A 15,497-nucleotide genomic window follows, 5' to 3' on the forward strand; every position below is an offset into this window, starting at 1 on the left:
CGGCCCCGGCGTCCCGCACCGAGATCGTCGGGCCCCGCGTCGTGCGTGAAGGTCATCGGCCCCACATCCCGATCCGTACCGTCACCCCCCGTGAGGCGTGCAGCACCGGGGGGCCGTCCGGCGCGGTGAGCCCGCCCGCCTGGATCAGGTCCTGGTCCAGGCGGACCAGCCGGGCGTGGCGGAGCGGCCAGTCGGCGTGCTCGATCCGGGCGTTGGCCGGCCTTCCCCCGACGGTGGTGAACAGCCGGTAGCGGGCGGTGAGGAAGTGCGCCAGTTCGTCCCGCTCGGACTCCTCCAGCGGCTCTCCCATCTCCACCTCCGCGTCGCATCGCGCCCCGGCCGGTCCGGGCCAGCGCCGCCGGCAGCGGTAGCCACGGCGCGCCCCGGAGGCCCGGACGGCCATGTCGGACCAGAAGTAGGGCAGCCGGTAGCCGGCCCGCGCGCCGAGCACCGCCGGCAGGAGACCGGCGTCCAGCGACAGGAACCAGACGCCGTCGCGCCCCTGCTCGTCCCGTACGTACGTGCGCACGTTGGTCTCGGGGAAACGCGAGAGCCAGGGCAGGGGAGGAAGGCCCGGGGGCCGCACGTCCTCCATCAGGAAGGTGGTCAGGCCCACCCAGGCCGTACCGTCGAAGGTCTCGGCGGTGAGCCCGTCGGGCAGCAGCCGCTGGATCTCGGCGGGCGGGTACCGCCAGTGCATGAAGGTCATCTCGGACCAGCGGTGGTACATGACCGGCCGGTTCACGTGCGGGGACGGCGGGGCCTGCATGGTCGGCTCCTTTGCGGAAGGGCGGTGCCACCGGTACGGCGGTTCGGGCGACGGTTCACGGCTGACGGTTCCCGGACGCTCCTCTCCGTGGACCCGCCGGTCCGGGGACGATGCCGGGCGGCCACGGCGTACCGTCCGGACCGCCACCGTCCGTCGTGTGCCGATCTTCCCCGTGGGAGCGCGGACATGCCGCCCGGACGACGGCAGGGGCCGGTGTGGCGTGCCGGAGACCCTGCGGCCCGGTGTCCGCCCGGGCCGGCGCGGCCACGAGGCCGGCCGTCCCCGCTCCGCACGGCACGGCACGGGCCCACGGAGTTCCGGACGCGGGCCCCACGGGGTTCCGTACGCCACCGGACCCGCGGGGTTCCGTACGCCACTGGGTGTACGGGTTTCGTACGACACGGCACGGGGATTTCCGTACACCTTCAGCACAAAAGCGGCGGTGTCAGCCGCCGGCTCCGGCAGAGCGAGAGAGGGCACAGCATGATCTTCATCGCGGTCAGGTTCACCGTGCGTCCCGAGCGGGCCGACGAGTGGCTCTCGCTCGTCGAGGACTTCACCCGGGCCACCCGGCAGGAGCCCGGGAACCTCTTCTTCGACTGGTCCAGGAGCGTCGACGCACCCGACCGTTTCGTCCTGCTGGAGGCCTTCGCCTCGTCCGCCGCGGGCGAGGAGCACGTGAACTCCGAGCACTTCAGGACCGCCATGTCCTGGATGCCCGGAGTGATCGCGGAGACACCGGAGATCATCAATGTGGAGGTGCCCGGCGAGGGATGGTCGCGGATGGCGGAGCTGTCCCCCACCCGGGACTGAACGCGACCGCCGCGCACCGGGGGCCGGGTTCGAGGAGACCCGCGGGAGCCGAGCCCGCCCTGGGCCGGGCTCCCGGTTCCGTCCGTCCCGCGGCGCGGGACGCCCCGGCCGCGCCTCGACGGGCGGGGTCCTCTTCCCCTTCGTTCCGGCCCGTCGGCGGTCCCGCGTCGCCGTTCCGCGGACCTCCCGTCCCGGGAACCGAAAATCTGTAGTCGCCGGAGTAGACATTGCCCCCGGCCGGGAGTAGAGTTCCTGACATCGCAAGGAACGGATCCACAGGGCAGAGCAGTACGCGAGCATCACGACGAACTGCCCGGACGAAGTGGATGATGTGGACGAAGCAGGTGCAGGACAGAAGGTCGGACGTGCCGGGGCCGCGCAGTGAGAAGGGTCCCGGCCGTGGACCAAGCACGATGAAGAAGTCGGACGTGCCAGGGCCGACGCAGTCAAGGGGTCCTGGCCGTGGACGAAGCAGTCGGACGACAGAAGGTCGGACGTGCCGGGGCCGACGCAGTGAAAGGGTCCTGGCCGTGGACGCGCTGTCAAGGCATCACCTGAGGTCAGAGAGACAGGGATAGAGAAGGGAGCGTTGAACGCCATCAGGATCGCCCGTTGCCGGTCGTTTCTCACCGCACGGGTGCCGCAGTCCCACGGATTGGACGGTGGTCTACGGTCACGCACACGCGACTTCCGCGTCTCCGGCCCTTCGGGGCGGACCACGCGGAGGCAGTAGATCGGCCAACCGGCCGGTAGATGGTGTTGAACCTCGTTTGGGCCCCGGTGCACTATGGCACCGGGGCCCCTGTTCGCGTTCGAGAAGGTTGTATGGATCAAGCGCCGATAGTTCCGGCCCTCCGATCGAGGGCCGATTCGCAGGACACGGCCGACACGGCCGATCGGGCATCCGGCCCCGGAGCCGGTGACAAGCTCGACGACGAGGACTACCCCGCCTACAGCATGGGCCGGGCCGCGGAGCTGGTGGGAGTGACCCCGGCCTTCCTGCGCAGCCTGGGGACGGCCCGCCTCATCGAACCGCAGCGTTCCGAGGGCGGGCACCGCCGCTACTCGCGCTACCAGTTGCGCCTGGCCTCCCGGGCCCGGGAACTGGTCGACCAGGGCACTCCCCTGGAGGCCGCCTGCCGCATCATCATCCTGGAAGACCAGCTCGCCGAGGCGCTGCGCATCAACACCGAGCTCCAGCGGTCCCGCGCGGAGCAGGGCACCGGAACGCCTCGCCCGACGGAGTGAGAGTCACCCCTCACCTTTACCTCCCTCCCCGCGATGAAATCGGCATCATGGGGCAGGGAGGCGGGATGAGGAACATTGCCGTGGTAGTGGTCGACATGCTGAACCCTTACGACCACGATGATGCAGATCTCCTGGAGAAGAGCGTCGAGCAGATCGTCGAGCCCCTCTCGGGCCTGATCCGGCGGGCCCACCGGAGCTCCCACGCTCGGCTGATATTCGTCAACGACAATCACGGGGACTTCACCGCCGGTCGCGAGGAGTTGCAGCGGCGCGCGCTCGACGGCAGGCGCCCCGACCTGGTCGAGCCGGTGCTCGCGCCGTCCGACTCCCCGTTCATGCCCAAGGTGCGCCACAGCGCGTTCTACGGCACGCCGCTGGACTACCTGTTGCGCAGCGAGGGGATCGACACCGTCGTGCTGGCCGGTCAGGTGACCGAGCAGTGCGTGCTCTACAGCGCGCTGGACGCCTACGTCCGCGAGTTCTCCCTGCGGGTGGCCCGCGACTGCGTGGCCCACATCCACTCCGACCTGGCCGAGGCGTCGATGCGGATGATGGAGCGCAACATGAGCGCCGAGCTCCTGCCCGCCGAGAGCTGCCTGGACGTCTGAGCCGGGCCGCCGCGTCCGGACCGGGGCGGGCCCGGACCAAGACGCGTCCGGACCAGGGTGGGCCCGGCCCCTGGCCCGGAAGGCCGGGCCCAGGCCGTGGAACGCGGGCCGCGGGGCTCGGGGGCCGCGGCCTCCTCATGGCGAGCAGGCGGCACGTACGAGAAGGCTGAACGTATCTCCGCATATGAGGGAGATCATCCGTATGGGAGGAACTTTAAGCAGTCGGTGGGATGTACGGGCGTGTTACTCCACCTTCCCCGGCGACGGAGCTGTTGGAATTTCTGGACGACCCCCATCAGATCCATCAGCGGGGTCAGCTCTGCGCCGGAAGGTGGCATATGGCTCCGCGGGCTCTGGTCCAGAGTCCGACACGAGGAGCGGTTGATGTTTCTGCACACCAAGCCCTTGCAGTTCGAAGCCAAGCCCGAGAAGCCCGACCCGGTCTACGCCCACAAACTCCAGGAGCTGCTCGGTGGCGCCTACGGCGAGATGACCGTCACCATGCAGTACCTGTTCCAGGGCTGGAACTGCCGGATGCCCGGTAAGTACAAGGATCTGATCATGGACGTCGCGACCGAGGAGATCGGTCACGTCGAGATGATCGCCACCATGATCGCTCGTCTTCTGGAGGGGGCGCCCGCCACCGCGACCACGAAGATGGCCGCCGCCGATCCGGTGGTCGGCGCCGTGCTGGGCGGGATGGACCCGCAGCAGGTCATCGTGGCCGGTGGCGGCCCCCTGCTGGCCGACAGCAACGGTTACCCGTGGAACGCCCGCTTCATCGTGGCGAGCGGCAACCTGCTGGCCGACTTCCACGCCAACGTCGCGGCCGAGGCACAGGGCCGCCTGCAGACCGCGCGGCTCTACAACATGACCGACGACCCCGGCGTCCGCGACATGCTCAGGTTCAACCTGGCCCGCGACACCCTGCACCAGAACATGTGGCTGAAGGCCATCGAGGAGCTCCAGGCCGACGGCCTGGAGGACGTCGTCGTCCCGAACGCGCTGCTCGACGAGGAGTACGCCGAGCACGCCTCGGCGATCTGGGACCTGTCGGAGGGGACCGAGGGCACGCAGGGAGGCTGGGCGTCCGGCCTGATGCCGGACGGACGGCACGAGTTCTCCTACCTCCTCGACCCTCAGCCGCTCGGCGGTCCCGGCACCGCGCCGCCGCCCGACCCGCTGCTCTACGCCACCTACGACGGCAGCATGGGCGCGCCGAGCGGCCCCGCCTTCGGCACCGAGGCCGGCCCGTTGGGCAAGCTCAAGGACAAGCTGACCTGACGTGGTCGGGCCTGGCCCGACCTCGGCCGACCTGGTCTGCCTGACCCCGGCCTGGCCTGGCCTCGACCGGGCCGGGTCGGGCCGCGTCGGGTCGGGCCGGGTCGGGTCGGGCCGGGTCGATCGGCCTGCCCTCGGCGGTCTCCCCGCAGCGACCGCCGAGGGCAGGCCGCTTTCACGCTCGCGCCGGACGAGTGCGGGGAGGGGATGCCACCGTGGCACCCGTCCGACCGGGAGGTCACGGTGGCGCCCCCTCCCCGTCTCCCCCCCGCCCCCGGCTCCCTCCCGGGAACCGTCCCGCCCTTCCACAGCCCTCGCGACCTCCTCCCCGCCCCCTGCTCCCCTCGACTTCCCGGCGCCCTGCCTGCCCGTTCCGGGCACCCCGCCCCCCCCTCGCACGTCATCCCGCGATCCGGCGGGTCCCGACGCCGATCATCGGCTGATCGTCGTCGGCGTTCCCCCCCGGCGCTCACGGGACGGGAAAGCCGGTCGCGTTCCTCGCCTCGATCGGGGACCTCGCGGCCGGCGCTCCCCCTTTTCGGGAACGTGCTGCCGCAGACCCGAAAGACCGACGTCTCGTTTCCGATATTTCAATACGGTTTCGTGTTTCTTGGATTTTCTTTTCACCAAATGGTGCGCGGTATGTATGGAGTGATGACTTGATCGAGTGATACAGGTCCCGAGGAGCCCCGTGGCCGATTTCGGAAGAAAGCAGCACCGGTCACGCGAAGCGCTGGAGCGACTGCTCCGAAGACCCGCGTTCTGGCGGAAGGATCCCCCACTGCCGGTGGTCGTGGTCGCCGGACCGGACGGGGCCGGGACAGAGGCCGCGCGATGGTTGACCGAGCCCTTCGAGGAGCACCTCCCGTTCGCCCGCGTCCCCGCCTCGGGCGACAGGACCCTCCGCCAGCTGATCGAGATGCTCGCCGACGAGGGCGGGCGGCTGGGGGAACCGGTCAGCGGCTCCTTTCTCCCGGCACCGCGGTTCCCGCTCGTCCAGTTCGTGCTCTGGGCACTGGCCCAGCGAGACAGAAGACCTTCCGACTGGGGCGACACCAACGGCGAGCCGTGGCCGCCGGATCCGCGTTCCGGGGCGGGCCGGAAGATGTTCAAGGACCGGCTCAAGGAATGGCGGTGGGACCAGGCGCAGGGCACCGGCAAGGCCGTGTTGCGGTCGGCCGACTTCTTCGCCAGGGCCGCTCCCACCTGGGTGCCCGCCGGAATAGTGATCGCGCTGGGCGCCGGTTGGATCACCGACGTCGTGGGCCTGGTGCAGTGGATCGCCGGGGCGGCGGTGGCCGTCATCGGCACGGTGGGGCAGGCATGGCTCTCGATCAGAGGATCGATCTTCAACCGCTGGTTCAAGAGACAGCCCTACATCACCCGCAGGCCGTTCGAGAAGCTGTGGGCGTACGGGCTCCGGTTGGCTCAGGCGCCGGAGGAGGACGCCGAGCGGCTGCTGGTCCACGCGATGTTCGAGGACCTGCGGCAGGCGTACAGGAAATGGCCGATCCCCTGGCCCAGCTGGGGACGGGGGCTGTACTGCCTGCTCGTCCTGGAGGCGGGCGGACCAGGGTCCGCCAACGACCGGTTCCTGGACGTCATGAAAGACGTGATCAACGAGACCGGACGGTTCGTCCCGCTGATGGTCATCGTGAGCGCGGATCAGGCCGACCCCCTGGAGAGGCGGCCGGTCGTCCAGGGCTCCGTGGAGTCGTCCGAGGACGTCACCGCGAAGTGGCGGCGGCAGCGTGACCTCCGGGTCCCGTCCCTGGGCATGGTGCTGCGGGCGACGGACGACCTCCCGACCGCGTCGTACAGACCCCGGCTGATGCCGGTGAGGGCCCGCGCGTGGATCTACTGGGCGGTGGTCTTCTCCCTGATGGTCGCTCCCCTGGCCTACGTCAGGGCCGCCGCCCTGGGATGCGGCGCCGGGCTGAGGGAGGAGTTCGGGCAATGTGTCGGTCTCAGCGACGATCTCAGCAGGTTGAGGCCCGACCCGCTGGTCCGGCCCGCCCTGGAGAAGATCCGGGAGGAGAACTCCCGCATCCCCGAGGATCACGAGCGGATCGTGACCGTCTTCTTCATGGGGCCGCTGACCACGAACCCCCGGACGAAGGCCGGTGACCAGCTCAACGGCGTCCTCGGTGAACTGGCCGGGTTGCACGCCCGCCAGCGCCAGTACAACCGGCAGAGCGGTGACTGGCAGGTACGGGTCGAGTTCGTCAACGTCGGCCAGGACTTCCGCAGTGCCTCCTACGCCGCCGAGGTGGTCGAGGAGCGGGCGGAGAACGACCGGGGCGTCGCTGCCGTGATCGGCCTGGCCTGGAGCAGGAGGGAGACGCAGGAGGCCATCAGGATCCTGGGCCGTGCCCAGCTCCCCATACTGAGCACCACCAACAGCGCGGACGGCACCCCGAGGGTGAACGGCGGCCGCTCCTCGCCCTACTTCTTCCGCATGGCGGCGCCCAACTCCGCCCAGGCCAAGGCCATACGGTGGTGGATCTCACGCGGGTTGCCGGGCGGGACGGGACCGGTCCCGGTCGCGAAGGTGGCGACGCTGGAGCAGCGGAGCCCGGACGGAAAGGACATCTACAGCGCGGACCTGATCCAGGGACTGCGCGCGGAGATGCCGGACCTGCCCGCGACGCTGCCCTTCTCCACCCGGACCGAACTGTCCTCCCAGGTGGACGCCGCCTGCCGGAGCGGTGCCCGGATCCTGGTGTACACCGGCCGCACCACGTTCCTGGGCACGCTCCTCGACGACGGCGAGAAGGTCTGCGACCCGTCGACGCAGATCCTGGCCGGGGACGAGGTGACGGTGGCGGTCGCCGAGCTGAGCCGGTGGCCGGGGCCTCGGATGAACTTCGTCTCGCTGACCGACATCTCCAGCCGGGTCGTCCCGGGCAACGCCGCGATCGACGAGGCGATCGGCGAGCTGCCCGAGGCGGCGGCCTCCGTCACCTCGCGCGTCCACGCACGCCTCGCCTACGACGCGCTCCTGGCCGTCACGTACGCGCTGGACGAACTGCTGCGCCAGCAGCCCGGGCACCCGGGGGGCACGCTGGACGTCGCGGCGGGCGTGCACTACAACCTCCGCGGTCTGCGTGCGGGAAGTCCGCTCAGCGGGGCCTCGGGAGCGTTCTCGTTCGAGCCCGGAGCCACGGACCACACCGCCACGCCGCGGTCGCTCTGGCTGTTCTCGGTGAGCCAGGCCGAGGGGATACGGTCCCACGGCAGGTGCACGGTCACGTCTGCGGGAGTGGCGTGCCGGTGATCGGCCCGGAGCGCCGATGACCGGCCGGCCTCCGACGGTTCACCGGTGAAGGGGAGCGCCGCTCGCTGGTTCACAACGGTCCCGGTGGTTCACGAGAGTCCCGGCCGGCACCCCCGATGAGGCCGGCCGGGACGTCTCACCGCCCGCGGCGCCGCGTCCCCCATCCGACGAGGACGGCGGCCACCACGGCCGGACCCGGCAGGGCCCGGGAGACAACCGAGAAGGCGACGACGGCGGCCGGGACGGCGACGAACCGGTGTCTCATGCCCTCATCACGTATCCTCGCCCCGAACGGTTCGACGTCACGGACCTCACCCGGGCACGACCGACCCCTTCGCGACCGTTCGCCCGTCCCAACGGGGACGAGTGACGTGGACACCGGGGGGATCATGAACGAGGACGGAGCGCTCGCCGACGCCGTCCGGGCGGGCGACGAGACGGCCTTCGCCGAGCTGGTCGGGCGCCACCGGCGGGAGCTGCGGGTGCACTGCTACCGGATGCTCGGCTCGCTGGAGGAGTCCGAGGACCTGGTGCAGGAGACGTTCCTGCGGGCCTGGCGCGGACGCGGCACCTTCGAGGGCCGCTCCACCGTCCGTGCCTGGCTCTACCGGATCGCCACGAACGCGTGCCTGGACTTCCTCGACCGGCATCCGCGCCGTCCACAACCGCGCGAGGTGCCCCGGGAAACGGACGCGCCGACCATGCCGGCCGGGATCCCCTGGCTCCAGCCCTACCCGGACCGGTTGCTGGAACCCCTCGCGCCCGGCGCCGAACCGGACGCGACCGTGGTGGGCAGGGAGACCATCGAGCTGGCCTTCCTCGCCGCCCTCCAGCACCTGCCCCCCCGGCCAGCGGGCGGCGCTGATCCTGCGGGACGTGCTCGGCTGGCCCGCCAAGGAGACCGCCGCGCTGCTGGGAACGAGCGTCGACTCGGTCAAGAGCGCCCTGCGGCGGGCACGGTCGACGCTGCGGACGCACCTGCCGGAACGCCGCCTGGACTGGGCGCCGTCCACGACCCCGAGCGCGGGGGAACGGGAGCTCCTGCGGCGCTTCATGCAGGCCCACGAGCGGGCCGACGCCTCCGCGCTCGCCCGGCTGCTCCACGAGGACGTGCGGATGACGATGCCTCCCCTTCCGTTCTGGTTCGCCGGGCGCGAGGCGGTCACGGCCTTCGCCGCGGACGCCTTCGGACCCGGCTCTCCGCTGTACGGGGGGCGGTGGCGGAGCGTGCCCACCCGGGCGAACCGGCAACCTGCCGTGGCGGGGTACGTCAGGCCGCCGGGGGCCCGCGAGTACCGGGCCCAGGTGATCGACGTGCTGCGGATCGAGGACGGGAGGATCGTGGAGATCACCGTCTTCGAGCCGCACCTGTTCGCCGCGTTCGGGCTGCCGGCGACATCGCTCTGATCGTCGGCGATTCCCGCGTCCGAACGCCCGTGCTCGACGGTCGCGCGTCCGGCCGCCGCCCGTGATCGCCGATCCCGCGTCGGGCCGTCCGTGCTCCACGGTCCCGCGTCCAGGCGTCCAGGCGTCCAGGCGTCGGGGCGTCCGGGCGTCCGGGGTCGGCGTTCTCGTGTCCGGCCGCCGTTCGTGGGGGAGTCACCGGTGATCCCGTGTCCGGCTGGGCGACGCACCGGCCCACCGTACCGGTGACCCCTTTTCCGGTGTCCGGCCGTCTCGACGGTGCGGGTCGCGACGAGCGCGGCCGACGAGGAGGAATCCCGCATGACCACCTACGTACTGATCCACGGCGCCGCGTCCGGTTCGTGGTACTGGCATCTGCTGGAGGCCGAGCTGCGGGCGCGCGGCCACGACGTGGTCGCGCCCGACCTGCCGTGTGACGACGACTCGGCCGGGCTGTCCGAGTACGCGGACGCGGTGGTCGAGGCCGTGGGCGACCGCACCGGTCTCGTCGTGGTCGCGCAGTCCCTCGGCGGGTTCACCGCGCCGCTGGTGTGCGAGCGGGTGCCGGTCGAGCTGCTGGTGCTGCTGACGGCGATGATCCCCTCACCGGGCGAGACGGCCGGGGACTGGTGGGCCGCGACCGGCTGGGAGCGGGCGCGGCGCGAACGGGACGAGCGCGACGGCAGGGCCCCGGACGACGACATCGCCCTGTTCCTGCACGACGTCCCGCCCGCCCTGGCGGCTGAGGCCGGGCGCAGGGGCCGCGACCAGTCCGCGACCCCGTTCACCGAGCCCTGGCCGCTCACCTCCTGGCCGGCCGTACCGACGCGGTTCCTGCTCTGCCGCGACGACCGGTTCTTCCCGGCGGAGTTCACCCGCCGCGTCGTCCGCGAGCGCCTGGGCATCGTCCCCGACGAGATGGACGGGGGACACGCCGTCGCCCTCGCCCGCCCCCGCGAACTGGCCGACCGGCTGGAGGCGTACACGCGCCCCGGTACGGCATCGGGCCCGGGGCGATAACCGGTGTCGCTCTGTCGGTGGCTATGCCTACTGTGACCCTGGACACATGTCTTCGTCGCCACAAAAGGGAGAGTATGACCACGCTGAAGAACCGGCCGAACACCGCCCTGCTCGTCGTCGACGTGCAGAACGCCGTCGTCGAGAACGGTCACGAGCGCGACACGGTCGTGGCGAACATCGGCGGCCTCGTCGAGAAGGCGCGGCGCGAACAGGTCCCGGTCGTCTGGGTCCAGCACTCCGACGAGGACCTCGAAAGGGGGAGCCAGGGGTGGGGGATCGTCCCCGAGCTGGCTCCGGACGAGACCGAGCCGGTCGTCGAGAAGCACTACGGCGACTCCTTCGAGGAGACGACCCTGGAGACGGTGCTGTCGGACCTCGGCGTCGGGCGGCTCGTCGTCACCGGCGCGCAGACCGACCAGTGCGTCCGCGCGACGCTGCACGGCGCGCTCGTCCGGGGGTACGACACCACCCTGGTCAGTGACGCCCACACGACCGAGGACCAGACGGAGTGGGGGGCGCCGCCCCCGGAGAAGGTCATCGCGCACACGAACCTGTACTGGACCTACGAGACGGCGCCCGGGCGGACGGCCGGGACCGTCACGACCGCGAACGTCGACTTCGGCACGCCCTGAGGATCTCGTCCGGAGGCTCTCGTCCTAAGGCTCTCGTCCGGAGCCCCTCGCCCCTCAGGCTCCCGCCCCCGGGCTCTCCGCACCGGGGCACTCCGGGGATGCTCGGGAACGCTCCGGGAAGGTGCCGCCGGGGACGGCTCAGGCGTCCCCGGCGGCATCGTGCCGGTCGGCCGGAACCCGGCCGCCGAGCGCCCGCCACACCAGCGCGGCCGTCCGCTCCGGCCAGCGCGGGGGCAGGGGGGCTCCGGCGAGCTCGCGGCCGTACCAGGAGCCGGTGCACATGGTGAGGGCGACCTCCAGGTCGGCCTCGGCGTCGATGCGCCCGAGCCGCCGCGCGGTCTCCAGGACGGCCAGGAGCCTGGCGCGCCGGGGGGCGACCACACGGGCGCGGTAGCGGGCGCGGACATCGGGGTCGGTGGTGTCCTGGAGCATGGTGCCCACCAGCGACAGCCTCCCGGGCATGGACACCCCGCGCTGGAAGTCGGCCAGTTCGGCCACCAGCGCGGTGAACGGGTCGGTGGCCGGTGAGTCCCGGTCCTCCTCGTCCTCCAGCGTCGCGATCACCGCGGCGGCCAGGTCGGCCTTGCCCGGCCAGCGCCGGTACAGGGCCTGGCGGGTGGTGCCGGCCTCCTCCGCGACCGCCGACAGGGACATGGCCGCGTACCCGTACCGGGAGAGATGCCTGGCCGCGACGGCGAGGACCCGGTCGTCAATCGCGCTGTCACGAGCCCGGCCCTGCTTCTGACTCACATCGACGCTCCAATCCAATACTGTATTGTATTGATTAATCACATTCGAGTCGAGGATGGTGGCCGTGGTCATCGAGTACATCCGTTATACCGTTCCGTCTTCCCAGGCCGACGAGTTCGAGCGGGCCTACCGGGCCGCCTCCCCCGTCCTGGACGCCGACCCGCACTGCCTGGCCTACGAGATCGCCCGAGGCGTCGAGGAACCCGAGAACTACGTGGTGCGGATCGAGTGGGACTCGGTGGAGGGCCACGAACAGGGCTTCCGCGGCAGCCCCGGTTTCCGCGTCTTCCTCGCCGCCGTACGGCCGTTCATCCCGCAGATCCAGGAGATGAAGCACTACGTCGTCCGCCAGAGCGGCACGGCCCGATGACCGGATCACCGGCGGGCCCGACGCGGCCTACGCGGCCGTCGGCGCAGGCGGCGCAGGCGGCGATCACGGAACTACGGGCGCTACTGGGGCGCGCCCGCCTGCTCGACCGGGACCTGACCCGTCTCATGACCGCCGAGGAGAGCGCCGAACCGCTGGGCGACTCGGTCGTCCGGCCGCTGTCCGAGGCACTCGCCCACCTGGGCGGCGAGGACGACGGGCATGAGCCCGGGGCACCGGGTGGCGAGGACGACGGGCGTGAGACGGAACCGGAGCCCGGGACGCCGGGAGAGCGCCTGTGGCGGCTGGCCGTGGACGCCACCCGGCTGCGCACCTTGCCCGGCCTGCCGACCGGCGTCCAGGAGGCGACGGCCGCGCTGCAGCATCTGGCCTGGCTGTTCACCGACGACACCGGGACCAGGGCGGCACGGGTCGCCGAGCTACGGGAGATCCAGGCCGCCCTGACACCGCAGATCCAGGTCGCGGCCGACGGGCCGTACCTGGTCACCAACCCCTCGCGGATCACCGACTGGCTGGGCGAGCCGATCACGGTCCTGCCCCAGATGGCGCTGTGCCGGTGCGGGGCCTCGGCGATGAAACCGCTGTGCGACGGCAGCCACGCGCGCACCGGGTTCAGCGGCGACAAGGACCCCCTGCGGGTGCCCGGTCACCGGGAGAGCCACGAGGGGGTCCAGATCACCGTCCTGGACGACCGTGGCCTGTGCGCCCACTCGGGGTTCTGCACCGACCGGCTGCCGACGGTGTTCCGGCAGGGGAGCGAACCGTTCGTGGCGCCCAGCGGCGGCCGGATGGACGACATCGTGCGAGCGGTGCGCACCTGCCCCTCCGGCGCGCTCGGCTACGCGATCGACGGGCAGGAACCCGCCCCCCAGCGCCGCGAGACGACCGTCGAGATCTCCAGGGACGGCCCCTACCGGGTCACCGGCGGCATCCCGCTGACCGGTGACGACGGCCGGCCCGAGCCGCGTGACGCCGGTGCCTCGACCGAGCACTACAGCCTCTGCCGGTGCGGCCGGTCCCGGAACAAGCCGTTCTGCAGTGGCATGCACCACGATGTCGGCTTCACCGACCCACCGCTCTCCGAGAACCCCACGCTGTACGAATGGGCCGGGGGACTGCCGGCGCTGACCCGGATGACGCAGATCTTCTACGGCACGTACGTCCCGCAGGATCCGCTGCTCGCGCCGCTGTTCTCCCGGATGTCACCCGACCATCCCGAGCGCGTGGCGGCCTGGCTCTGCGAGACCTTCGGCGGTCCGAGGCTCTACACGGAACGCTACGGCGGCTACGAGCACATGATCGCCGAGCACGCGGGCAAGGCGCTGACGGAGGAGTGGCGCGCGCGCTGGGCCCAGCTCATCGTACGGGCCGCCGACGACGCGGGCCTGCCGTCCGACCCGGAGTTCCGGGCGGCCTTCGTCTCCTACGTGGAGTGGGGTTCCCGGATCGCGGTCGAGAACTCCCAGCCGGGCGCCGCCCCGCCACCGCACATGCCGGTACCCCGCTGGTGGTGGGTGTGCTCGGCCACCCCCGGCTCCCGCGTCTCCGCCCTGGCCCCGGTGGCGGAGGAACCCGCGGCCGACCTGCCCGGCACCGGCGAACCCCTCGGTTTCGCCGCGCACATCAGGCCGCTGTTCCGCGAGACCGACCGCAGGTCGATGAGCTCCGCCTTCGACCTGTGGTCCCACACCGACGTCACCCGGCACGCCGAGGCCATCCTGGTACGCCTTCGCCGGGGCGACATGCCGTGCGACGCCCCCTGGCCTGCCGATCGCGTCGACGTCTTCGCCCGGTGGGTCGCCGAGGGCACCCCGGAGTGAGCGGACCAAGGACGTAGACCCGGCCGTTCCCGATCGTTCCGGTCGGCCCCGCGCCGGTCGAACGGGTTCTCAGGTGGGTGCCACACGGCTCCCGGACCCGTTCGCCCGGCTGCTCGGGTGATCCCGCGACGCAGCCGGGCGTGGTTCCGGTCCGGCCACGCGACGGCGTGACCACTTCGGCCGCGGCGAGCCACGGCGCTTTCGGGCGGTCCGCGACCGCCGTCCCGGCGTCGTCGGCGTTCACCGCAAGGACCGCGGTGACTCCTTCGACGGCACGGGTCCGACGGGCAGGCCGGTGGTCTTCCGGGTCCGGGCACCGTGGTGCCCCACGTGCCGGTCCGAGGTGTCCGCGGTCAGGGCCGCGGCCGAGCACGGCGATCACGCACCGACCGCGCTGCCCGCGTTACTCGAAGTCGTCCGGGTTGAGCTCCTTGCGCCGCTCGAACTCCGCGTCGCTTTCTGCCTGCCCTTCGGACGCCTCCGGTCCGGCGGGTGTGACGCCGGGCGTGGCGCCCGCGGGACGCCTGGACGTCTCCACCTCCGTCGGGGTCAGCGGCGTGCCGGTCGCCTCTTCGCTTCCGCCGCGCTCGATCGGGTCGCCGTCGTTTCCAGGCTGACTGGTCATGAGGTCTCCTCGTCGTCAGGACGGGTACGGCGATTGCTGCTCGGGAGGAACTCCTCCCCCTTCCCCGCCGCCCTTGCTGCCTTTGTCGGTGCCGTGCGGTTGCCCGCCCGCGTGATTGCTCGGCGACTCCGGCACGACGTCCAGTTCCTCGTCACTGCTGCCGCCCTTGCCGGATCGCCGGAGTTCCGGCTGCTGTGGCTGTGTCATGAGGCTCCTCTCCCAACCATGGCTGCGAGGGCTGCCCTCCCCGAGCGGACACCCGGCAAACCAGTCACGCTGAATCGACGGTCCGAGGTGAGGTGTCCACCTCCTTGACGGCAAAGTTGATCTTTTCGGTAGCGGGCGGAGGGACACCGGTGTCGGAACCCGGACGGGCCCGGGACGGAAGCGGCCGGCCGCTCGACGGAGGGCGGCGGAACGGTGCCCGCGGTGACCACGCTGCCGCCGGGCACGAGCGGCGGAGGCGATGGACATGACCTTCCCCGGCGAAACCAGGGACCTTGGTCATCCGGAAGATCGAAAAAGGCCACTTCCCGAACCGGGAAATGGCCTCTGAGCTGGGTGGGGCTACCAGGACTTGAACCTGGGACCTCTTCCTTATCAGGGAAGCGCTCTAACCGTCTGAGCTATAGCCCCGCATCACACACGTGAACGGCCCCGCGTCCATCTGGTGGAGGCGAACCCGTCCGTTCGAACAGGGAAAAGCTTACCCTGTTTCGGCACCTGCTTGCGCCATGCTTTTCGCCGTACCGCCTCCGGCGTCCGCCCTGAGGTCCGCCGTGCCGGCGGCGCGCTTCCGGCGTGCCCGGGACTCCCGGCGTGCCCGGGGCGGGATCACCGTCCTCTCCCCGGCCGTCAGGGC

At 71.5% G+C, this 15,497-nt stretch carries 15 protein-coding genes, 1 tRNA gene and 1 pseudogene; 11 read left to right on the forward strand and 6 right to left on the reverse strand.

Going from position 1 to position 15,497, the window contains the following annotated elements; all coding sequences use genetic code 11:
- Nucleotides 1-52: 52 nt before the first annotated feature.
- The gene (locus tag ABD832_RS11205; RefSeq protein ID WP_344892323.1) at nt 53-769 is read right to left on the reverse strand and encodes a YqjF family protein; all 717 of its coding nucleotides are present in this window, start codon (nt 767-769) and stop codon (nt 53-55) included.
- A 483-nt stretch (nt 770-1,252) separates the two neighbouring features.
- Between ABD832_RS11205 and ABD832_RS11210 the strand changes: the two genes are divergently transcribed.
- From ABD832_RS11210 to ABD832_RS11230, 5 genes are all read left to right on the forward strand, one after another.
- Nucleotides 1,253-1,582: a putative quinol monooxygenase gene (locus tag ABD832_RS11210; RefSeq protein ID WP_344892325.1), complete on the forward strand. Its 330-nt coding sequence runs from the start codon at nt 1,253-1,255 to the stop codon at nt 1,580-1,582.
- Nucleotides 1,583-2,539: 957 nt separating this feature from the next.
- Entirely contained in the window at nt 2,540-2,830 is a 291-nt protein-coding gene (locus ABD832_RS11215) for a helix-turn-helix domain-containing protein (protein WP_344893435.1), read from the forward strand.
- Between the two features lie 65 nt (nt 2,831-2,895).
- Nucleotides 2,896-3,438 carry a cysteine hydrolase family protein gene (locus ABD832_RS11220; RefSeq protein WP_344892327.1) on the forward strand — a complete coding sequence of 181 codons (543 nt, stop codon included), beginning with the start codon at nt 2,896-2,898 and terminating at the stop codon, nt 3,436-3,438.
- Nucleotides 3,439-3,822: 384 nt separating this feature from the next.
- Nucleotides 3,823-4,722, forward strand: a complete 900-nt coding sequence (locus ABD832_RS11225) for a manganese catalase (protein ID WP_344892330.1) — start codon at nt 3,823-3,825, stop codon at nt 4,720-4,722.
- 688 nt (nt 4,723-5,410) lie between these two features.
- Nucleotides 5,411-7,996, forward strand: coding sequence for an ABC transporter substrate-binding protein (locus tag ABD832_RS11230; protein ID WP_344892333.1), 2,586 nt, complete (start codon nt 5,411-5,413; stop codon nt 7,994-7,996).
- A 136-nt stretch (nt 7,997-8,132) separates the two neighbouring features.
- On the opposite strand, the gene ABD832_RS11235 is transcribed toward ABD832_RS11230, so the two are convergent.
- On the reverse strand, nt 8,133-8,261 hold the full coding sequence (locus ABD832_RS11235; protein WP_344892336.1) for a hypothetical protein: 129 nt from the start codon (nt 8,259-8,261) through the stop codon (nt 8,133-8,135).
- 232 nt (nt 8,262-8,493) lie between these two features.
- Here ABD832_RS11235 and ABD832_RS11240 point away from each other — a divergent pair.
- The 4 genes and pseudogenes from ABD832_RS11240 to ABD832_RS11255 form a co-directional block, all read left to right on the forward strand.
- Nucleotides 8,494-8,784, forward strand: a pseudogene (locus ABD832_RS11240) (sigma factor); the annotation flags it as partial.
- An 88-nt stretch (nt 8,785-8,872) separates the two neighbouring features.
- Nucleotides 8,873-9,403, forward strand: coding sequence for a nuclear transport factor 2 family protein (locus ABD832_RS11245; RefSeq protein WP_344892339.1), 531 nt, complete (start codon nt 8,873-8,875; stop codon nt 9,401-9,403).
- 318 nt (nt 9,404-9,721) lie between these two features.
- A complete protein-coding gene (locus ABD832_RS11250) occupies nt 9,722-10,420 on the forward strand; it encodes an alpha/beta hydrolase (protein ID WP_344892342.1) in 699 nt (232 codons plus the stop codon).
- 74 nt (nt 10,421-10,494) lie between these two features.
- On the forward strand, nt 10,495-11,052 hold the full coding sequence (locus tag ABD832_RS11255; RefSeq protein ID WP_344892345.1) for a cysteine hydrolase family protein: 558 nt from the start codon (nt 10,495-10,497) through the stop codon (nt 11,050-11,052).
- A gap of 138 nt (nt 11,053-11,190) precedes the next feature.
- On the opposite strand, the gene ABD832_RS11260 is transcribed toward ABD832_RS11255, so the two are convergent.
- A complete protein-coding gene (locus tag ABD832_RS11260) occupies nt 11,191-11,802 on the reverse strand; it encodes a TetR/AcrR family transcriptional regulator (protein ID WP_344892348.1) in 612 nt (203 codons plus the stop codon).
- Nucleotides 11,803-11,866: 64 nt separating this feature from the next.
- Between ABD832_RS11260 and ABD832_RS11265 the strand changes: the two genes are divergently transcribed.
- Entirely contained in the window at nt 11,867-12,172 is a 306-nt protein-coding gene (locus ABD832_RS11265) for an antibiotic biosynthesis monooxygenase family protein (RefSeq protein ID WP_344892351.1), read from the forward strand.
- Nucleotides 12,169-14,010: a CDGSH iron-sulfur domain-containing protein gene (locus ABD832_RS11270; RefSeq protein ID WP_344892354.1), complete on the forward strand. Its 1,842-nt coding sequence runs from the start codon at nt 12,169-12,171 to the stop codon at nt 14,008-14,010. Before ABD832_RS11265 ends, ABD832_RS11270 begins: the two co-directional genes overlap by 4 nt.
- A gap of 403 nt (nt 14,011-14,413) precedes the next feature.
- Here the strand turns inward: ABD832_RS11270 and ABD832_RS11275 are convergent, their stop codons facing one another.
- From ABD832_RS11275 to ABD832_RS11285, 3 genes are all read right to left on the reverse strand, one after another.
- Nucleotides 14,414-14,635 carry a hypothetical protein gene (locus ABD832_RS11275; protein WP_344892357.1) on the reverse strand — a complete coding sequence of 74 codons (222 nt, stop codon included), beginning with the start codon at nt 14,633-14,635 and terminating at the stop codon, nt 14,414-14,416.
- Between the two features lie 15 nt (nt 14,636-14,650).
- Complete coding sequence (locus ABD832_RS11280; protein WP_344892360.1) at nt 14,651-14,842, reverse strand: hypothetical protein; 192 nt, start codon at nt 14,840-14,842, stop codon at nt 14,651-14,653.
- Between the two features lie 355 nt (nt 14,843-15,197).
- Nucleotides 15,198-15,271: transfer RNA gene (locus tag ABD832_RS11285), tRNA-Ile, on the reverse strand.
- Between the last annotated feature and the right edge of the window lie 226 nt (nt 15,272-15,497).

This window comes from Streptosporangium longisporum, from assembly GCF_039534895.1.
In the GTDB taxonomy this organism is placed as follows: Bacteria; Actinomycetota; Actinomycetes; order Streptosporangiales; family Streptosporangiaceae; genus Streptosporangium; species Streptosporangium longisporum.